This window comes from Brevibacillus agri (assembly GCF_004117055.1).
Taxonomy (GTDB): Bacteria; Bacillota; Bacilli; order Brevibacillales; family Brevibacillaceae; genus Brevibacillus; species Brevibacillus agri.
The window spans coordinates 4580863-4600655 of record NZ_CP026363.1; the positions used below are offsets into that span (position 1 = coordinate 4580863).

14 protein-coding genes and 1 other annotated feature are annotated in these 19793 nt (G+C 57.2%); of the genes, 2 read left to right on the plus strand and 12 right to left on the minus strand.

Features of this window, described 5'->3' with window-relative positions; translation table 11 throughout:
• Positions 1-174 precede the first annotated feature (174 nt).
• From BA6348_RS22415 to BA6348_RS22425, 3 genes are all read right to left on the minus strand, one after another.
• A complete protein-coding gene (locus tag BA6348_RS22415; protein WP_026557929.1) occupies positions 175-1473 on the minus strand; it encodes a helix-turn-helix domain-containing protein in 1299 nt (432 codons plus the stop codon).
• Between the two features lie 72 nt (positions 1474-1545).
• Positions 1546-2085 (minus strand): HXXEE domain-containing protein, encoded by a 540-nt coding sequence (locus BA6348_RS22420; protein WP_005836087.1) that lies wholly within the window; start codon positions 2083-2085, stop codon positions 1546-1548.
• Positions 2078-2686 carry a TetR/AcrR family transcriptional regulator gene (locus BA6348_RS22425; protein WP_122952891.1) on the minus strand — a complete coding sequence of 203 codons (609 nt, stop codon included), beginning with the start codon at positions 2684-2686 and terminating at the stop codon, positions 2078-2080. The genes BA6348_RS22420 and BA6348_RS22425 overlap by 8 nt, the downstream gene beginning before the upstream one ends.
• 138 nt (positions 2687-2824) lie before the next feature.
• Positions 2825-3089: a binding site (T-box leader), on the plus strand.
• Between the two features lie 68 nt (positions 3090-3157).
• Between BA6348_RS22425 and trpS the strand changes: the two genes are divergently transcribed.
• The gene (gene trpS, locus BA6348_RS22430) at positions 3158-4141 is read left to right on the plus strand and encodes a tryptophan--tRNA ligase (protein WP_005836084.1); all 984 of its coding nucleotides are present in this window, start codon (positions 3158-3160) and stop codon (positions 4139-4141) included.
• A gap of 135 nt (positions 4142-4276) precedes the next feature.
• On the opposite strand, the gene BA6348_RS22435 is transcribed toward trpS, so the two are convergent.
• On the minus strand, positions 4277-9793 hold the full coding sequence (locus BA6348_RS22435) for a chitobiase/beta-hexosaminidase C-terminal domain-containing protein (RefSeq protein ID WP_122952892.1): 5517 nt from the start codon (positions 9791-9793) through the stop codon (positions 4277-4279).
• 173 nt (positions 9794-9966) lie between these two features.
• Complete coding sequence (locus tag BA6348_RS22440) at positions 9967-10647, minus strand: queuosine precursor transporter (protein WP_005836664.1); 681 nt, start codon at positions 10645-10647, stop codon at positions 9967-9969.
• Between the two features lie 281 nt (positions 10648-10928).
• On the opposite strand from BA6348_RS22440, the gene BA6348_RS22445 reads away from it, so the two are divergent.
• Positions 10929-11987 (plus strand): hypothetical protein, encoded by a 1059-nt coding sequence (locus BA6348_RS22445; protein ID WP_007782842.1) that lies wholly within the window; start codon positions 10929-10931, stop codon positions 11985-11987.
• A 290-nt stretch (positions 11988-12277) separates the two neighbouring features.
• Here the strand turns inward: BA6348_RS22445 and BA6348_RS22450 are convergent, their stop codons facing one another.
• From BA6348_RS22450 to BA6348_RS22480, 7 genes are all read right to left on the minus strand, one after another.
• Complete coding sequence (locus BA6348_RS22450; RefSeq protein ID WP_007782845.1) at positions 12278-12742, minus strand: GNAT family N-acetyltransferase; 465 nt, start codon at positions 12740-12742, stop codon at positions 12278-12280.
• A 205-nt stretch (positions 12743-12947) separates the two neighbouring features.
• Positions 12948-13736, minus strand: coding sequence for an ABC transporter ATP-binding protein (locus tag BA6348_RS22455; RefSeq protein WP_005832051.1), 789 nt, complete (start codon positions 13734-13736; stop codon positions 12948-12950).
• Between the two features lie 20 nt (positions 13737-13756).
• Positions 13757-15001, minus strand: coding sequence for an ABC transporter substrate-binding protein (locus tag BA6348_RS22460; protein WP_007782849.1), 1245 nt, complete (start codon positions 14999-15001; stop codon positions 13757-13759).
• A gap of 47 nt (positions 15002-15048) precedes the next feature.
• Positions 15049-16110, minus strand: a complete 1062-nt coding sequence (locus tag BA6348_RS22465) for a branched-chain amino acid ABC transporter permease (protein ID WP_005832049.1) — start codon at positions 16108-16110, stop codon at positions 15049-15051.
• Positions 16111-16114: 4 nt separating this feature from the next.
• Positions 16115-16999, minus strand: a complete 885-nt coding sequence (locus BA6348_RS22470) for a branched-chain amino acid ABC transporter permease (RefSeq protein WP_005832048.1) — start codon at positions 16997-16999, stop codon at positions 16115-16117.
• Positions 16999-18921, minus strand: a complete 1923-nt coding sequence (locus tag BA6348_RS22475) for an AMP-binding protein (protein ID WP_122952893.1) — start codon at positions 18919-18921, stop codon at positions 16999-17001. The genes BA6348_RS22470 and BA6348_RS22475 overlap by 1 nt, the downstream gene beginning before the upstream one ends.
• Positions 18918-19703, minus strand: a complete 786-nt coding sequence (locus BA6348_RS22480) for an ABC transporter ATP-binding protein (protein ID WP_005832046.1) — start codon at positions 19701-19703, stop codon at positions 18918-18920. Before BA6348_RS22480 ends, BA6348_RS22475 begins: the two co-directional genes overlap by 4 nt.
• Between the last annotated feature and the right edge of the window lie 90 nt (positions 19704-19793).

Below are 19793 nucleotides of genomic sequence, written 5' to 3' on the forward strand. Positions count from 1 at the left end.
TGTCCCTAATTGTATAATAGTCTGTCTATTTTGAAAAGGAGAAAAGCCTGCGTCATGCTGATTTTTCCAGTTGGTTTTCACGGAAAAAGGCGTGCAAATGCGCTTGCTCGTTGCACGCCTTTTCTATGTTCACGATTGCAATTGGTTGAGTAGAGAGGCAGGCCCCCTAGCTTCTCAAAAATGGATCCGGTACACCTTGCGCGGACGCCCCCGCGGATGCGGGTTTTCCTCCCCGACCACCTGCGCGATGCCCTTCGATTCCAGCTCGATCAAAATGCGGCGGGCGCTGCGCGGCTGAATCTGCATGTGCGAAGCCAGCTCGTGCGCGTTGATCTCCTGCTTGCCCCGCTTTTTCAAGATCGACTCCAGCTTCGACAGCGTCATGACGCTCAGCGAAGTAAGCTGGCTCAACTCCTGCAGCTTCTTCGAGTCGTACCGATAGGCGATCTGCTCGTCGCGTCCGAGCGGCCCCACGACGCTTTTGTCGTCCAGGAAAACCATCCAGTTGCCCGCGCCCCGCTCCTTGGCGTGCAAAAGCGCAGTGCCGCCGTGGATTTCCGCTTCGTACGCCGTCTTGCCGATCCCGATTCCGCACGTCACCAGATCGGCGCGAATCCCGAACAGCTCCTCCAGGTCGGGGATCGTCGCATAGTCGCCGGTGACTTCCTGCACTTTTCCGCGCGTCGTGAAAATGACGTAGCGCCCCGGCCCCGCCGTCTTCAGCGAGCCTTGCAAATACCTGGCGTAGCGCAACAGCTTTTCCATCGTCTTGATCTCGGCGTTTTGCCATTCGTCCGTGGAAAAACTCCCGCCTGCCAGCTCCCGAAACGGATCAATCTCCATCATCTGCACAGCGATTTGCGTGTCTTTGAAATGCAGCATCTCATGCGTGCGCAAAAGCATGTGGACGACCGACAGCACGCCCGCTCGCGTCGGCACGACGCGATGCACGGGAACGCCTCTGCGCACAAGCTCCAGCTCTGCCGTCCGCAGGCAGGTCACCGCCGCCTTCGTCTTGCCTTCCTTCCACAATGCCTCATGAAAATCCGCCAGCTCATTGGCAGAGATCGCACCTTCGTAATGCTTCAGCCATTTGTAGCCTTCCGCGATTCCCGCTTCCATGAGAAAATGCCCCAGCTCCTCGCCCGAAAACGTATCGAAGCTCACCTCATCCACGCGAATCCCGAGCTGATGGGACAGATGCAGCAAGGTCCGGTACAGGCTCGCGCCAATATGCGGCACATACGCCATCGGCACCTGGATTTTTCCGGTCTGGCTCGCCATCGCATAAGGAACCTGACCCGAGAAAAGCCACATGTCCACCTCATCCAGATGCGCCATGAGCAGCTCGACGATTTCCTCTTCTCTCCAATACACAATCGGCAAGCATTCGATCTCGGGAAACTCCTGCATGACCGATTGGATAATCACAAGCGAATCATCCGCGCCGATCACGCCTAGTCGCAGCTTCAATACACGTCCCTCTTTCACAGCGTTTTTTCCTAGAATAGCAAAAATATGCCCGCACTTACAGCCACCCCCGCCTCATCCGCGGCTGACCAGCCCTCCTGCCGCCTGCCCGAGCCAGTGCGCAGCGTACAAAATCGGCACGGCCAGCAAGCAGAACGGCAGCGTACTCCAGACGAGCGGCCACGTAAGCACCCCTGCTTCAAACAGGCGGACATAGGTGTAGACGCTGTACGGCAAAACGAGCACGACTGCCGTCACGACGCCCGGTGTGTACGTGCGCAGCGCAATCGTGTGTCCGATGTGCGTGAAAACGTGCAAAAACATAACGTGCAGGCAGACGAGAAAAAACGGCAAGTACGTCCCGAGCGGCAGCGTGGCAGCCGCAAGCACGACGGCAGCGGCGAGGACGGCGAAGACGCACGTGACGGCTACGGCAAACTGCGCGGTGTTCATCGCAAGCGACGGCTCCACGAACTTTTGCAGCCAACTCGGCAGCGCGCGCAAAACCTGCTCCCGCTTCTGCGCAAGCCAGCCCTCGACCGTGATGATTTCCTCCAGATCGTGAAACACAAACACGACCAGCAACAGCCAGATCAGATTCACAAGCTCACTCATGCCGTGCCCCCTCCCTCGTCTTTTCCTGCAAGATTCCGTGCGCCAAAAACGACACCGCCTCGTCGGCGAGCTGCTCGGCCGTCTTTTCCCCCGCCAGCAAAAAGCGGGACGTCAGGCGGTAGCAGACGGCGACCATTGCTTCTGCCGCCACCTCCGGCGACAGGTCGGCGCGGACATGGCCCGCCGCCTGGTTTTGCCGCAGATTGGCGCTGACCGTGGCTGCCAGCTTGCGGTGCAGCTCCTCTCCCGCCTCCGCCTGATAGAGCACCATCTGCGTCAGCTCCGGCCGCCCCTGAAAGAAGCGGAACAGCGCCAAGAGATTTTCCCGCACCTGCCCGTACACATCCGCTTCGTCCAGCGCCGTCACCTTGCTCCCTCCGTCGGCCAGCTCCCACAGCTTCGCGAAAAACTCGTCCATGAGCTGCTGGTACAGCCCTTCCTTGCTCTCGAAATACTGGTAAAAAGACGCTTGCGTCAGCCCGGCCGCCTTCACGATGTCACTCACCCTGGCACGGTGAAAGCCTTTGGCCGCAAATTCGGAAGCCGCTGCTGCCAGCAACCGTCCGCGGCTTTGCTCCCCTTTGGAAAATTTGCTGTCCATCCGTGTTGTTCACTCCTAAAAAGTAACTTTTCAGTTATATAACTCTTGAGTTACTTTTACAACTTTTGGATGATATTGTCAATCCCCTCTTGCTTTTTTGGTTTGGACTGCGTAAAATGATTGCTCAAAGGGTATCTTTCGATGGCAATGAGGGAGAAGAGTAGTCATTTTTCGAGACGGCAGAGAGCTGATGGTTGGTGCGAATCAGTGTCAAGGAAATGGTGAATGGGCTCCCGAGCTCCAAACCGAACCCGTTTTTCAAAAGCGGCAGTAGGCTTTGGCGTGACGTCCGTACGTTACAAAGGACACCGTATCAAAACGGTACGGAACAAAGCGATTTTGCGCATGGCTTTTCCCGTGTGCAAAATAACAAGGGTGGCACCACGGTTCATTCGTCCCTGTCCAGGGCGGATGGACCTTTTTGTTTTTCTCCCAAACAGATTTCCCTCTATGGAAAGGAGCAGCACTCTCATGAAAACCATTTTTTCCGGTATTCAGCCGAGCGGTATTTTGACCCTTGGCAACTACCTCGGCGCGATGAAGCATTTCGTTCCGCTGCAGGACCAGTTCAACTGCTTTTACTGCATCGTCGATCAGCACGCGATCACAGTTCCGCAGGAGCCAGCCGTCTTGCGCGAAAACATCCGCCGTCTGGCAGCGCTCTACCTGGCAGTCGGCCTCGACCCGAACAAAATGACTTTGTTCGTCCAATCGGAAGTGCCAGCCCATGCCAAACTCGGCTGGATCATGCTGTGCACCTCGTACCTCGGCGAGCTTGAGCGCATGACCCAGTTCAAGGACAAATCCGACGGACGGGGCGAATCAATTCCGGCCGGCTTGCTGGCGTATCCGCCACTGATGGCCGCAGACATTTTGCTGTACGGCACAGACTACGTTCCGGTCGGCGAGGACCAGAAACAGCACCTGGAGCTGACCCGCGACCTGGCGACCCGCTTCAACAACCGTTACGGCGACATTTTCACCATTCCGGAAGTACGCCTGCCGGAAACGGGCGCACGCATCATGTCGCTTGCCGACGGCACGAAAAAAATGAGCAAGTCCGATCCGAACCAGGGCGCTTTCATCTCCATGCTCGACGACCCGGCGACGATTACGAAAAAAATCAAGCGCGCGCAGACCGACTCGGACAGCAGCGTGCGCTATGACAAGGCAGAAAAGCCTGCCGTATCGAACCTCATGACGATCTACTCGCTCTGCTCCGGCAAGTCGCTGGAAGAGATCGAAGCGATGTACGAGGGCAAAGGCTATGGCGCATTCAAAACCGACCTGGCGGAAGTCGTGGTGGAGACGCTGCGTCCGATCCAGGAGCGCTACGAGCAACTGTTCCATTCCTCCGAGCTGGACGACATCCTCTCGGCGGGCGCAGAAAAGGCAAATGCCGTGGCGAATGAAATGCTGCACAAAGTAGAAAGAGCAATGGGAATGGCGCGCTAGGAAAATCGAGACGCAAAACGGGCCGGGAAGCTTCTCCCGACCCGTTTTTTCATTTGCGAGGCAGACGAGACGCGCGGCTCGCGACGGCAAGCAGTTGTGCCGCCCGCTCCTGCGTGAAGCTCTCCCCCGCGGCCCTTACTTTTCTGCGCTTCTGACAAAAAGATGTACCTTCGCCGTTTTTCCGGCATAGCGAATCGAAATCGTCGCGCGCGTGCCCGCTTCCGCATCGGCCAGAACTGACACCCGGCCTTCCTCGTCCACCTCGATCTGCGCGGGACGGCTGGACTCGAACTCGATTCCTTCTGCCTTTGTCACGTCTTCCGAAGTGCCGTCGCCGAATATCGCCAGCACCTCAAGCTGCGCTTCCTCTCCGGGAGCGAGCTTCAACGACTTCAGTTTGGCTTCGAGCGCCTCCAAGGCAGCGTTCCCCGCGACGTAGGTCGCCGCCGACTTGACTGTGAAGACGGCCAGGTCAGCTTCTTGCGCCACCTGGAGCGGCTTGCCCTTCGCCCCTGTTACTGCCCGCCACTGCTTGTTGCGGTACGTGTAAGCTTGCAGCTTTTCACCTGCATCGGACGCCAGCGGCAGCGCGAGCGTAAACCCTGGCTCGCCAAGGCTGCCCAGCGCTTTTCCGTTGCTCCACGCTTCGAGCAAATAGGCTTCACCCGGATGGGAAACGCCCTTCCAGCCGCTTGCTTCTGCCGCTGTCAGGGAGAGGGCAAATTTTCTTCCGCTTTCCTTGGCAAAATAAGCTCCCGGTACTTCTACCCATGCTCCTGCCGGAACGGTCAGCCTGATGCCGACCTCTTTTTTCTTCAGCAGCTCGACCAGCTTCTGCTCCAATGTAATCCGCTGATCTGCCTGCCCTGCTTTTTTGCTGCGGGGACGGTCGGCCGTATCGGCATCCGCACCGTCTTCCTCTGCCCCCTCGCCTTCCATGCGAATGAACAGCACCGGGGAAAAGCCGATTTTTTCCTGCACGTCTTCGATGGCTTCCAAAAAATCGTCCAGCGTGTCGAGCGCGTCGCCCACTTGCTCGTCTTGGGCTTTGATCTCGGCCCCAGGCTCGACGGCCAATGTGCTTGCCTGTTTCAGCAGCGTTTCTGCCAGCAGGCGAACACGCTTGGCTACGTCCTTAGGAACCGCCTTTGGCGCGAGCGGTTCCAGCACTGTGTTTGCAAAATTCGCCAAGGCGGCGAGCCCCAACCTTGCCAGCTCCGCATCCGCTTCCTCGTCGCTTGCGAGGGGCGCAAATGCTTCGTCCAAAAAGCTTTCGCCAAGCGCAAGCAGCGTCTTTTCCCGAACGACTCCGCGCTCCGCCTGCTCCGCTACAGCGGCCAGCACGGTCGAAACGGAATGCGTGACCGCGTCCCACTTCTCGGCCTGGTTGACCTGTTTGGCGGCGAGCAGCTTTTCCAGACTGGCAAGCACCCGCTGCACCTGTTCCTCGATGCTCTGTTCATCTTTTGCAGACAAAATGGCCTGTTCTGCCTGCTTGTTTGTTTCTTTTTGCCTGTCTGGCGTCGGTGTCGGATCTGGCGGAGTGACAGGAGGCGGCGGGGTTGTCGGTTTGGCTGGCACCTGGACGGTCAGCTTTTCGGTGCTGGCGCTCGTACCGTCCGACCCCCGGGTTACTAGCAAAATCAGCTCGATGTCCGTCTGGCGACTCGGCGGCGTGATCGTGCCATCCAGCGCGATGACGCCTGTGTCGCTCGATTGCTTGATTGCGACCGTAAATCCTGCGGGCACTTCAGGCAAACGCAGCCTTGTCGCCCCCGCTGCCGGCTGCGCAAGACCCGTGATGCCGTCCGCCACTTCCTGCGCCGTCGTCTCGTGCTCGCCCTGATCTTGCAAATGGATTTGCACAAGCACCGGATCGTGGTCGCTCACCCGGCCCTCGCCCTCGGTGAATCCGGCATTGATATGCACGATGTCCACCTTTGTGCTTTTTTCCAGATGGGGGCTGACCAAAATTTGATCGAGCACCTGGGAATTGCCCTGGTACACGTAGGTGTACTGTCTGCCCGGCGGCAGCTTCTCGACCATATTGGTCAGAGCGCCATCCGCCAGCGCTTTCACTGGATTGGAGAACGGAAAGTCGTTCAGGTCGCCCAACACGACCACATTGGCCTTGGGATCTGCTGCGTGGATTTGTTTCACAAAGCCGTTCAGCACGCGGGCGATTTTCATTCGCTGCTTCTCGCTAACCAGCTCCGGCGGCTGCTGTTTGCCGAACAGCGCCCCATCCCCGCCCTTGGAATTGAAATGGTTGGCGATGACAAACACAGGCTTGCCCTGGAAGACGAACTGCGCCGCCAACGGCTTGCGGCTGGACGCGAATGCCTCGTTGTTCGGGTCGACCCGGCCTGGATTGCGCGAGAGGTACGCCGCTCCGTCGCGTGTCTCGACCTGTACTGCCCCTGTTGCCGTTCCCGCTACGCCCTCTGCCAGTTGCACGCGAGCCGGGTTGTAGAAAAACCCGACGCGGATGTTGCCGCCTGGCTGGCCCCCGTCCTGGTTGTTCTCTGGCGCGATGTCGATGTAGCGATAGGCAGGGCCGTTCTTTTGCTGGATTGCCTTGCGCAAGGCATCTGCGGATTTCGCGGCATTTGTTTCGCCGTCGTCCGTCGGTCCGTTGTTGTCCTGCATTTCCACTACGCCGATAATATCCGGCGCTTTCATGTTCTCGACGATCGTTTCCGCGATTCGCGTTATTTTTTGGGACTCGGTTTTGGCCGAAAAATTTTCAATGTTGTAGGAAGCAATCGTCAGCTCATCGTCTTTCGGGGCGAGTGTCGTCACAGTCGGTTTGTTGCCGCCCGACTGGACGGAAACCGTTTCGGTGGGATACAGCTTGTAATTGGCAAAGCTGTAATCAATGATCCCTACCAGCGGCTCGGAGATTTTGTCGCCAACCATTGGACGCTCCAAAATCGGCACGAGTTTGTCTGCTACAGTGATGCGCTCAGGGTGAAAATCGTCGGCTGCAAGCACCACGCCGCCTGCCGGCGTACGCGGTTGTCCGCGATGCGCCTCGTCGTCAATGACGACGAACTCTACGCTTGCCGGGTTCGTGAAAACTTTTGTTTCCCCGACCACGACCGGATTGTCGACCTGCACCAGCATCCCTTCGAGGCTCTCCCAGAAGTCAATGCCGTCCTCCTCCGGATCGAATGTGCCCAGGCTGTCGTTGTCAATGATCCCCTTCGGATAGCGGTAGCTTCCTTTCCCTAAAACAACCGGGTCCGGGAGCGGCTGCGCCTTTTTGACAACGGTGACTTTCGCCGCGTCAATCTGCGTCTGGGTGAGATCGGTCGCCGCTCGGTTTTGCGACACGTACTCCTTCACCGTGCCGTCTACCTTCACTTCATCACCCGCGTTGACCGCCGCTTTCGGCTCGTACACGTAGATGCCTTCGGACGTGCGCGGATCGTCGTCCGGAAGCAGGTCTTGCATGTAGAAGCCTTGTATTGTTCCGCCGCTTTTCACGACTGCCGTGACGATTCCCGTGACGGCTTTTACCGTGCCGTTTTCCAGCGGGGACTGGTGGGAGGCTCCCTGAATATCGCGAATGCGCACGCTCTCTTTTTGGATCGTGTAGCGGAAGCTGGCGACTTTGCTGTCCGTGAAACCTTCCTTGACGGCAAACGCCTGAATCGTCGTATCCGCGTCGAGCTGGATCGGCTCCGTATAGACGGCACTGTCTCTGGTCGGCTCCGTGCCGTCTGTCGTGTAGTAAATTTTCGCGTCTGCCATGGACGTGGACAAGCTCACTTTGGTGCCTGCCGCGACCAGCGGGCCTTGCGGATACGCCGTCACCGTCGGCACCCGCGTCTCATCCTCGACCAAATCTGCCTGCGTCCGCGGCACCAGTTTGTATTCGTTAAAATCGTAGTTGACCACTCCGGTGATGCTGGCGTAAGTCGTGCCCGGTTCCAGCAGGAGAGTGACGGGCGGGCGGGAGAGGAAGTTGCCCTGATCGTCTTGCAACGTATAATTGCCGTTTTGTACAGACTGGACCGTCACATTGCGGACCGTCACCAGTTGGCCTTCGATCGCTTCCCCCGCATGGGACGCAAAATTCACCGATGTAACCGACTGCGGCGTTGGCACACCTGCCTGCTTCTCTACGACCGTCACGTCGTCGGTTGCGGCTTCGAGCTGGGCCAGCCCGTAGTAGTCATTCATTTTTCCGGTCGCCCGGATTTTGTCTCCGACCGCGATTTTGGCGGCAAGCCCTGGACCGCGCACGACCAGCCCGGCCGTTTCGTCCTGCATGTAGACGTTATTTTGGCCCCCCGCCTCAAAGATGGCCGTCACGGTTCCGGCAACGCTCGCGGTTGTTCCTTTTGCCAGCGCCCTCGCCTCGGCAATCGTGCTGGTCGAAAGCACAGACTTGGGAATCGGCACAGGCTCGCTCTCGAACATCTTGCCGTGCTCGCTTGCGAGCTGCTGCGTCACGTAGACGGTTTCCAACTGCTCTATGCCTTGCAGCAAATAAGAAAACGCGCCGTTCTCCCCTGCGTTGCCTGTCGAATTGCCGCTGAGCAGCAGGCTGTTGCCATCTGGCGCATCATAGGCGCGCAAAATCGCCTTGCCTGCGGCTGCCCCCGTTTGGCCTTTTAGCTCCGCTGCACTTCCGGCTTGCTGCAGGCTGATTTTTTCAGCCGTCAAGGCCGGGCTTGCCTCGGCTGGCAGCAGCTCGATGCTCTCGCTCTCCTGTTTGCCGCTCTCCGTCGCTGTGAGATAGACCGCTGCCGAAGTCGGATGGGCAAAAGTCAGTTCGACCTGGCCGGAATCGTTCGACACCTGCTCAGCCAAAGGCGTTTCGCTGCCAGCAGGCGGGCTTGCGTACACCTTGATGGTGACGTGCGGACGGACTTGGCCGCGAATGACGGCTTCCGCCGGATTCGTATTGTCAAACAGCAGCTCCCGGCCGCTCGGCTTCTCGCTGACATCGCTCTCTGTCGGCGGCGGCTCTGCCGGACTCTGCGTATTTTTCGGAGTAGGCTCTCCCACCACGAAGTCGGCGCTGTTGTTGTCCGTGTCCCAGCCGTTTCCGCCGTTTGGTACGATGCCATCCGCTCGGCTTTTGCGGGAAGCGCTGGCGGAGTTCGACGTAGCGGGAGCAGGACCAGCCCCCTCATAGCCATTGGCCGCTCCGAAGCCGACCAGATCGACTACATCGGGCCGGGCGGACACATCGGCTCCCGTCAAGATAGTTCCGCTGCTGACGAGGGCCACTTTTCCAGCCGTGCTTCCCATGGCAATCGCGCCCTCGTCATCTGCGGCGGGCAGCCCGGTCGTTCCCCCTGTTCCTGCCGCCTGCTTAATCAAGTAATATCCGTATGGAGCGATACTGCCCGTCAAGTCTGTCTTGTTCCATGTCGTCCCGCTTGCTGAAGCGTACTGCACAGACCAGCCTGCAAGCGAGACGGTCGTGCCCGTCGGATTGTACAGCTCAATAAAGTCGTTTTTGTAATCGGCCCCGCTGTTTCCTCCGCCTCCGTACACCTCGCTGATGACGACATGTCCGGCTTGCTGCGCTTTTGCCTGCGGCTCCCATCCGCTCGGCAAAACCGCGCTCGCGACAACCGCCGCGATCAGCGCCAGCTTCGAGAGACAGCGCAATCTTCCCTTTTTGCTTTGCATTCTCTTTTTCTTCCTCCTCTCAAACATGCGAAACCATAAACTATACACATCGTAAACATACAATCCGAATTTTATGTAAATTGGATGTAAAGAATGTATATTCCTTCCAGATTTAAATAAACAAAAACCGCCAAAGGTCTGACGCTTTGGCGGTTTTTCTGTCTTTTTGTCGCTTACTCTTCCGGCACCTTCATATTGCGTGCGATATAGAGAAACGGCGTCGAAGCAGCCGAGACGACGAACTTGATTAAATACGTGGTCAATAAAATTTGCCACCACACTTCCAGCGGGTAGACGCCCCAAAAAGCGATCGTGCAAAACGTCAAGGAATCGAGCAACTGGCTGAACAGCGTACTCCCGTTGTTGCGAATCCACAACTGGTTGCGTCCCGGGCACTTTATCTTCAGCCAGGAGTAAATTTTCACGTCCACGAACTGGCTCAGCAAGTACGCGCACAGGCTGCCCAAAGCGAGCCTTGGCATCAGGCCGAACAGCTTTTCCAGCGATTCCTGGGCAATGTCTTCCGGCTGCGGATCAAACAACAGCACGAGCTGCATGATGATCGTCGTCGCGATCAAGGTGAAAAAGCCGAACCAGACCGCCTTTTTCGCCGCCCGCTCGCCGTACTTTTCATTCAGCAGGTCTGACACCAGGTAGATGGATGCATAAATCGTATTGCCGAGCGTCATGACCAGCCCGAACATCTCGATGGTTTTGACCACCTGAATGTTCGCCAGCACCGTAGCCATTCCGATCCAGGCGTACAGCCCCATTCTGCCGAACAGGCGGTAGCAGAGCAGAAACAGCCCGAAATTCACCAGAGCAAAACATACTCCGAGTGCAAGATTAAACATATGATAGCCTCCTAGTTTTGATAACGCGGGAGTTTTTCGAACCGCGGCCCTTTTGGGCATTTCATCATTCTACTTGGAATCGGCTGTTTGCGCAATGCTCGCAGGAAGCTGCCCCGCCCGCTTTTTCCCTGTTACTGTTTTGTAGGCGGGCTGTCACTTGTCTGTAACCATCGGATCCACTCTATCGTACATAATGAACGTGTAGCAAGACACATGAACTCACTCACCACACACTCACCTGACACCATGAACAAACACCAAGATGGGAGAGAACATTCAACATGAACAACTGGAACAAAATCGTCACAGGGACATTGCTCACCTCGGTGCTTTTCACCGGACAAGCCCTGACCGCCGACGCCGCAAGCACAGGCTCTGCCACAAAAGACCTGCAGGCGCTCGCGGAAAAAACGGCTGACGTGACAGGCGACAAAAAGGCCGACACGATCACGCTCTACGGGAAAAAGGACAAAAACAGCCCGTACATTTCCGCCCTCACTGTCAAAGTAACAGATGGCCAGACCAAGAAGTCGTTTCCGATTGACGTCAAAGACGGCGGCTATGAGCCCAAGCTGTCCGTGCAAGACTTCACCTACGACAAAAAAGGCGAGATCATGGTTACCGCAAATACGGGCGGCAGCGGCGGCTACACCATCCAGCACATCTACACCGTCCAAAACGGCAAAGCCGAAAAGCTCAGCCTGCCTGGCCTTGATAAAGACAAACAAGGCATCGTTGGAGACGGATTTGTCGAGTTGAAGCCAATCGACAACAACAAAAACGGTCTTTACGTGCTGGAAGGCACAGAGCGCCTGACCGGAGACTACAACGCAGACGTGCGCGGCTACCTCAAATCGAAATGGAAATGGAGCCAAAGCAAGTGGGAACTGATGAGCGCCCATTTTGAGCCGACCAAAGCGGAGAAAACAGTGTATCAAGGCTCTTTTCGCAGCTACGACTCCGCTTATGATTTTCTCGCGCCACAATCGTGGAACGGGAACATCCTGATCGACGAGAAAACAGGCCCGCATGCCGATCCATACTTGCCAGAGGCCAAGAGCGTGACCTCCTTCCTGTTCAACAGCAGCAAGGCGGAAGACCAGGCAGCGGTCGTCGTGATTTACGCTTTTGACAAAAGCGACTGGAAAAAGCTGAACACGCCAAATGAACCGCCAGTCGGCTACGAAATCGCGCAAAATCCCGCAACCAACACCGTCTACGTCGCGGCTCTGCCACAAGACAGCGTGTTTGACCCGGCGACTGACAAAGGCAAAAAGTTTCAATCGCTCGTCATGACGCTGGATGAAGTGAAAAAGGCGTTCGTGCTGGTGAAGCGCTAAGCTTGGCAACAGGCGCTTCGGGCAACTGAGGGAGATGGGCGACGGACCAAACAAGCAGCTTAGCAGACAAGTAGCTCAGCAAACAAGTAACTCACCAAGCAGAGCAGCTCACTCAACAAAGCAACTCGCTCAACAAGCAACTCGCTCAACAAGCAACTCGCTCAACAAGCAACTCGCTCAACAAGCAACTCGCTCAACAAGCAACTCGCTCAACAAGCAACTCGCTCAACAAGCAAGGACACCTTCTGCTCATGACGAAGCAAAAGGTGTCCTTTTTTGCAAAAACTGGCTTACCTGGCGCTTTCCCTCTTCCCCGCAAGTCCAGCCTCATTCTTTTTCATACATAAAAAACGCTCAACGCCGGGGTAGACTTCCCCCAGACTCTCCACCGCAAACCCGCACGACCGATAAAAAGCAACCGCCTCCCGATCGGTTTCCGCCTGAATGGCAGCCAACGAGTGCAGGGCCAAGACGTCGTCGATCAATTGGCGTCCGACGCCTTGTCCCCGCCGCTCTTCTGTGACCGCAATATGCAAAATGACCGCCGTATTCTCAGTCGGATTCCTTTTCAGCCCGATAATCGCGAAGACGCTGTCGCCATCGACGCAGGCGTACAAGCTCCGATTCGGATCGGTCTTGTACAATCTCATGAGCACGTTCAGCTTTTCCGGTGTCGGGTTGTACAGGCACGGCGCGATTACGGCCGCGACATCGGCGGTCAGCTCATCGACCTGTTGTAACGTTAACGGAAGCATGCTTTCCCTCCTTGATCGGGCCGTGCAGTCTTTTCGCAAAGCGGCCAGCCTTGCGTTAAAGCCCGTGAATGGACGTGTGGCAGCGAGGCACGCCATGGTGCGCACCCGCTACAGCACCCCTAAATTTACCACTGGCTGGATGAAAAGATCAATAAGCAAACAGCCACCCCCCAAAGAGGATGGCTGCCTTTGCCGCTTTCTGCCGTCACAACCAGCGCTTCCGCCGTTTGTAGTGCTTCACCTGGCGAAAGCTTTTTCGCTTCCCGTCACTCATACCCAAGTAAAACTCGCGAACGTCCTCGTTGGACTGCAACGACTCCACGTCCCCTTCCAGCACGATCCTGCCGTTTTCCATGATGTAGCCGTAATCGGCAATGGACAGGGCGACATTCGCGTTTTGCTCGACGACGAGTATCGTTGTGCCTTGCTCCTCGTTGATCTTTTTGATGATCGAAAAAATTTCCTTCACGAGCAGCGGGGCCAAACCGAGCGATGGCTCATCGAGCAAGAGCAACCGTGGACGGGCCATCAGCGCCCGGCCGATCGCCAGCATCTGCTGTTCGCCGCCGCTCAAGTAGCCAGCCGTTCTTGTGCGCAGCATTTTCAGCTTGGGAAAGTAATGGTAGACCTGCTCCATCTCGTCCTTGAGCGAGCCGCGCTCCCGCCGCGTATGGGCTCCGGCGATGAGATTTTCCTCCACGCTGAGATGCTCGAACACGCGCCTGCCTTCCATCACCTGAAAAATTCCGCTTTTGACGATTTCCTCCGGCTCTCTCCCGGTGATGACGCTTCCCGCGTACTCCAGGCTGCCGTCCGTCACTTCGCCGTTCTCGCTTTTCAGCAGGCCGGATATCGCCCGCAGCGTCGTCGTCTTGCCCGCGCCGTTGCTGCCGAGCAGCGCGACAATTTTCCCCTCCGGCACGTGCATCGACATCCCCTTCAGGACGAGAATCACCTTGCCGTACATCACTTCCACGTTGTTCAGTGTTAGCATGGCTTCCCCCGATCCAGCCTTTAGTAGCCGATGTAGTCCGTAATGATCTCGAACTTGCCGTTTTTCACTTCGCCGAGCCGCACCTGCGTCGTTCCGCGGTGATTATCAGCCGAGAAGGAGACAGGAGCAGCCAGGCCGCCAAACTCCAGGTTGGAAATTTTTTCGATGCCCGCCTTGATTCCTTCGCCTGTCAAATTGTCGCCCGCATTTTTAATTCCTTCCACCATGATTTTCGCTGCGACCCAGCCTTGGACGAACTTCTGGTTTTTGTCCGCCAGCTTCTCTCCTTTGGTGGCGAGGTAGTCTTCGATTTCTTTCAGTCCCGGCAAATTTTCGTACGGGAAGGCGTGCGTGATGACGCCGATGTAGCCTTCCGCCGCGTCGCCCGCCAGCGTGATGACGCCTTCGCCCGCCGCCCAGTTCAAGCCGATGAATTTGGTCGTCAGCCCGAGCTTTTTCGCATCCTTCAAAATGGTAGCCGTCGCTCCCCACGTCTGCTGGATGATGGCGAAGTCGGGATTTTTCTTTTGCATGTTAAGAAGCTGCGGTGTCGCGTCGAGCGCCTTGAGATCGACAATCTGCTCATCCACGACGTCCACGCCTACGGAAGCGGCGTACGCTTTGGCGTCCTCAATCGGCGACTTGCCGAACGGGGTGTCGTTGTAGAGCAAGGCCAGCTTCGGATTGCCGCTGCCTTTCCAGTTGTCGCGGAACCATTTGATCGCGACTTTGGCCTGATCGGAGTAGGTGGCAGCCGTCATGAAGTTGTACGGATGCTGGTTGACCTGCGTCAGCGCTTCGGAGTAGGAGGCGGAGATGAACGGCACTTTGTCTTTGGCGATCAGCTCCTTCATCGCTTCCGTGTCTCCGGTTCCCCAGCCCAAAATCGCCGAGACTTTATCCTGCTTGATGAACTTTTGATAAATTTTCACCGCCTCCGGGACTTTGTAGGCGTAGTCCACGCCGATCAGCTCGACCTTCGCCCCCTCGATGCCGCCTTTGGAGTTGAGGTAGTCAATGTACGCCTTTTCGCCCTCTGCGTACGGCTTGCCGACGTCTCCGGTTCCGCCCGTTTCGTCAAACAGCCCGCCGATTTTGATCGTGGCCGCAGGCGCAGTTGCAGCCGGAGCGCTTGTGCCGCCCGACGAATTGCCCGACGAGCCGCCTGTCGCGGCCGGAGCGCTTGACTGTCCGCCTCCCCCGCAGCCTGCGATCAATACCGCAGAGAGAATCGCAACCGAAATCGCTTGCATCCGTTTTTTCATCCTGAAAATCCCCCTTTTTATTTTTTACAGGCGCTGCCCAAAGAGCGTTAGTAGGAAAACGGCCACAGCTTGCACTTCTCCTTGAAATTGCGCCACATCTTCGCCAGTCCCTCCGGCTCGTAGATGAGAAAGCCGATGACGATGCCGCCAAAAATGATTTGGCGAATGGCGCCGTAATGCTCGGTCACCTGCGGCAACAGCACAGCGAGCAAATCCATCAGCTCGCGCAACAGCACGGGCAGCAAGGTGAGAAACACCGCGCCGAAAATCGAGCCGACGACACTCCCCAGCCCGCCGATCAAAATCATCGCCAAATACTCGATCGACACCCCGATGTCGAAGTGCTCCGGGGAAATCACCAGCGTGTAATGGCCCATCAGCGCGCCTGCGATCCCGATGAAAAACGAGCTGGTGGCAAAAGCCAGCACTTTGTAGCGAAACAGGTTGATCCCCATGACCTCTGCGGCGAGATCGCGGTCGCGCACGGCGACAAACGCGCGTCCGGTGCGGGAGCGAAACAGGTTTGCCGAAAAGACGAACGTAACCACGAGCACAGCCAGCGTCAAATAGTAATAGCTCATCTCCGAATCGAACGAAAAGCTGCCCAGCGTCGGGCGGGACAAAATCATCCCGGCTGTACCGCCCGTAAGCCCATCCCAATGATTCATCGCATACAAAATAATCACTTGCGCGGCCAAAGTCGCCATCGCGAGGTACAGCCCTTTTAGCCGCAAGGAAGGGATTCCGAACAGCGCCCCGACCAATGCTGTCGCAATTCCGGCCAGCGGCAGCGAAATCCAGAAGCTCAGGCCAAGCGACGTCGTGAGCAGCGCCGATGCGTACCCGCCCACTCCGAGAAAAGCGCCGACCCCGATGGAAATTTGCCCGGTAAAACCTGTCAAAATATTCAGACCGATAGCGCCGATCGAGGCGATGGCACACAAGACAGCCAGACTGGTCACATACTCGCTGACCACCCAGGGCAGCAGGAGAAAACAACCGAGCAGCGCGTACACCCGGTAGCGGATGCGCGGAATTTTGTACAGCGCCATGTCTTCCCGATACGTCGTGCGAAACTCTCCGCATTCACTGACAAATGGACTTCTCATCCGCTCACACCCTTTCAATCTCACGTTTGCCAAACAACCCGTACGGCTTGAACATGAGAATCAGCACGAGTACGACAAACGGCAACACTTCCTTGACCCCGCCGCCCAAAATCGGATCGAGGTACCCGCCCGCCAGCGTCTCCAGCACGCCGATGATAAAGCCGCCGACAATCGCGCCGGGAATGCTGTCCAGTCCGCCGAGCAAAGCTACTGGCAGCACCTTCAGCCCGATCAGCGCCAGCGAGGAGTTGACCCCATTAATATTGCCGAGCAGTACGCCGCCGACTGACGAGACAATCGCGGAAATCGCCCAGGTGACGGCAAAAATCACTTTTACGCTGATCCCCATGGAGAGAGCTGCCTGCTGATCGTCCGCCGTTGCGCGCATGGCGATTCCGAGCTTGGAAAACTTGAAAAACAACGTAAACAACCCGAGCAAAATGAGTACGGTAACCAGCGACCAGACGTACACTTGTGGGACGACTACGCCACCGAGCGCAAGCGGCTGCACAGGAAAAATCGCCGGAAACACCCGTGTATCCGTCCCCCAGAACAGGTGGACGATCCCCGCCATGACACTGGACAGACCGATCGTCGCCATAATCATGGAGATGACGGGCACGCCGATGAACGGCCGCAAGACGACGCGCTCCACCGCCCAGCCGAGCACCGCGCTGAAGACGAGCGTCAGCAGCAAGGCGGGCAAAAACGGTATTTGGTAGGAAGTAATCAGCGTCAGGCAGACGTACGAGCCGACCAGCACGAACTCGCCCTGCGCGAAGTTGATCGCGTCACTCGATTTGTAAATGAGGACAAATCCGAGCGCGATCAAGCCGTAAATGCTACCTACCGCCAGCCCCATGACCAGCAGTTGCCAAAACATATCCATTACGCCACCTCCCCATCCGACGCCAGCGGCGCGTCCACATCGACGATTTTCAGTTGCGTGCGGACGGCTGTTTCCCGACCATCTCGGTAGCGGACCGCGCCCTCTACCCAGACCGCGTTCAAATCGCTGTACATGCCGTCAATTACCGCTTCGTACTTGTCTGCGACGTAGCTCCGCCGCACTTTTTTCGTCCGCGTCAGCTCTTCGTCATCCGCATCCAGTTCCTTGTGGAGCAGCACAAACCGCTTCACTTTTTCCTTTTCCGCAAGCTCGCTGTTCATCCGCTCGACTTCGCGGCGAATGAGCAGCAGCACCTCCTGCTTTTGCGCCAGGTCGCTGTACGTCGTGTAGGCGACCTGATTCAGCTCGGCATAGCGGCCGACATTCGCCATGTCGATATTGAGAATCGCCGTCACATACGGGCGATCCGTGCCAATCGCCATCACCTCCTTGATATAGGGGCTGAATTTCAGCTTGTTTTCGATCAACTGCGGAGACACCAGCTCGTCGTTGTCCAAGCGGATCACATCCTGCAAACGGTCGAGCACGACCAACTGTCCGCTCTCGTCCATATAGCCGACGTCTCCCGTCCGCAGCCAGCCATCCACCAAAGCGTCTTCCGTCGCCCGCTCGTTTTTGTAGTAGCCGGAAAAGACGCTCGGGCTTTTGATCCAGATTTCCCTTTTGTCCGAGACGTTGATTTCCGTCCCCGGGAGCGGTTCGCCGACCGTATCCGGCTTGATTTTACCGTCGCGGTGAACGGCGGCGATCCCGGACACTTCCGTCTGCCCGTATATTTGCTTCAGATTGACCCCAAGGCTCTGAAAAAACCGGGAGACGTCTGCTCCCAGCGCGGCGCCTCCCGTATAGGCGCGCTTGATGCGCAAAAGCCCCAGATGATCCTTGATCGCGGAAAAGACGAGATAGTCTCCGAGCGTGTACATCAAGCGCTGCCAGACCGTCAGCCGCCCTCCCGCAATCGCAGTCTGCGCCTTCGCTTCGCCGTACGGACGGAACCATTCGTACAACGAGCGCTTCAGCCAGCCAGCGTCCTGCAGCTTGACCTGCACGCGCGACACCATGTCCTCCCATATTCTCGGCGGGGAAAAAATCAGGTGCGGGCCAATCTCGCGCAAATCCGCCTGTACCGTAGACGTATCCTCCGGGAAGTTGACCGTGTAGCCTGCGAGAAACGCGCCGGAGACGCTCATCATCTGCTCCCCGATCCAGGCCAGCGGCAAAAACGAGACGTACTCGTCGGACACGTCCACAGGGTCGATGGAAAACAGGCTCTCCGTCATGTGCAGCAGATTGCGGTGCGACAGCATCGCCCCTTTTGGCGGTCCGGTCGTTCCGGCGGTATAGCACAATATCGCGATGTCCTCCACGCTTCCCTGCTCAACCTCCCGCTCCCACTCGCCTGATGCGTAATAAGCGCATTGCCTCCCAAGCTGCTGGACGTCGCGAAACGGGGAGAGCAGCGGGTGATCGTAGCCGCGCATCCCTTTGTCCTTGTAAAACACGATTTTTTGCACAAACGGCAGCTCGTCGGCAATTTCCAGCAGCTTGTCGACCTGCTCCTGATCCTCGACTACGACGATTTTTGCATCGGAGTGGTTCAAAATGTAGGCGATCTCTTTTGGCAGCGAATCCTGGTACAAGCCGACGGATACGCCCCCGAGCGCTTGCGCGGCTGCCTCGGCCATCACCCACTCCGGACGGTTGTCCCCGATGATCGCCAGCTTGTCGCCGCGCGAAAAGCCCAGCTCTCTAAGCCCACTTGACAGCGCTTTCACTTCTTCCGACAGTTGCCTCCAGGTCAGCTCCTGCCAGATGCCCAGCTTTTTTTGGCGCATGGCTGTCTTGTTCGGCCACTGCACTCCCCTTGCCAGCAAATATTGCGGAATGGTCTTCAGCTTCATGCGCTCCTCCCCTCTTTTGTCCCTTCCTGTCCCAAATACGCCTCGATCACTTGCGGGTCGGTCTGAATCTGTTCCGGCGTGCCAAAAGCGATGCATTTGCCGAAGTCCAGTACGGCAATGTGCTGGGACAGCTCCATGACTACGCCCATGTCGTGCTCGATCAAGATCATCGTCGTGCCCCGCTCCTCGTGAATATCGAGAATAAACCGCGCCATATCTTCTTTTTCTTCGCTGTTCATCCCCGCCATCGGCTCGTCGAGCAACAGCATCTCCGGAGACAGAGCGAGCGCTCGCCCGACTTCCACGCGTTTTTGCAGGCCGTACGACAAAGTGCCCACTGGCTTGTGCCGAATGGACTCAATCTCGAGAAACGAGATGATCTCCTCCACAGCCCGCCGATGTTCGATCTCTTCCTGCTGTGCCTTCCCCCAGTAAAATCCGCACGACAAAAGCCCGGCCCGCATCCGCACGTGCCTGCCCAGCATGATGTTGTCCAAAACAGTCATATGTTTGAACAACTCGATGTTTTGAAAGGCGCGCGCAATGCCTTTTTCCGCCCGCTTGTAGGGAGGAAGCGCAAGAATCGGCTCGCCCTGGAAGCGGATGGTGCCAGAGGTCGGTTTGTACAGGCCGCTGATGCAGTTGAGCATGCTCGTCTTGCCTGCTCCGTTCGGCCCGATGAGGGCAAAAATCTCGCCCTTTTCCACGTGAAAACTCACCTCCGACAACGCTGCTACCCCGCCAAACTGCAGCGACAGCCGGTCTACCTCAAGCAACGCCATCTGAAATCCCCCCTTCTTTTTCGCAATGTATATGCTGGATGTAAACATTACATTCGTTGCTTGTACCGCAAAGCCCTTCTTAAATTTTTA

Excerpts from the sequence above, each read along its gene's own strand:
- BA6348_RS22420 (WP_005836087.1), bottom strand. The coding sequence starts at position 2,085 with ATGAGTGAGCTTGTGAATCTGATCTGGCTGTTGCTGGTCGTGTTTGTG.
- BA6348_RS22425 (WP_122952891.1), bottom strand. The coding sequence starts at position 2,686 with ATGGACAGCAAATTTTCCAAAGGGGAGCAAAGCCGCGGACGGTTGCTG.
- trpS (WP_005836084.1), top strand. The coding sequence starts at position 3,158 with ATGAAAACCATTTTTTCCGGTATTCAGCCGAGCGGTATTTTGACCCTT.
- BA6348_RS22435 (WP_122952892.1), bottom strand. The coding sequence starts at position 9,793 with ATGCAAAGCAAAAAGGGAAGATTGCGCTGTCTCTCGAAGCTGGCGCTG.
- BA6348_RS22440 (WP_005836664.1), bottom strand. The coding sequence starts at position 10,647 with ATGTTTAATCTTGCACTCGGAGTATGTTTTGCTCTGGTGAATTTCGGG.
- BA6348_RS22445 (WP_007782842.1), top strand. The coding sequence starts at position 10,929 with ATGAACAACTGGAACAAAATCGTCACAGGGACATTGCTCACCTCGGTG.
- BA6348_RS22450 (WP_007782845.1), bottom strand. The coding sequence starts at position 12,742 with ATGCTTCCGTTAACGTTACAACAGGTCGATGAGCTGACCGCCGATGTC.
- BA6348_RS22455 (WP_005832051.1), bottom strand. The coding sequence starts at position 13,736 with ATGCTAACACTGAACAACGTGGAAGTGATGTACGGCAAGGTGATTCTC.
- BA6348_RS22460 (WP_007782849.1), bottom strand. The coding sequence starts at position 15,001 with ATGAAAAAACGGATGCAAGCGATTTCGGTTGCGATTCTCTCTGCGGTA.
- BA6348_RS22465 (WP_005832049.1), bottom strand. The coding sequence starts at position 16,110 with ATGAGAAGTCCATTTGTCAGTGAATGCGGAGAGTTTCGCACGACGTAT.
- BA6348_RS22470 (WP_005832048.1), bottom strand. The coding sequence starts at position 16,999 with ATGGATATGTTTTGGCAACTGCTGGTCATGGGGCTGGCGGTAGGTAGC.
- BA6348_RS22475 (WP_122952893.1), bottom strand. The coding sequence starts at position 18,921 with ATGAAGCTGAAGACCATTCCGCAATATTTGCTGGCAAGGGGAGTGCAG.
- BA6348_RS22480 (WP_005832046.1), bottom strand. The coding sequence starts at position 19,703 with ATGGCGTTGCTTGAGGTAGACCGGCTGTCGCTGCAGTTTGGCGGGGTA.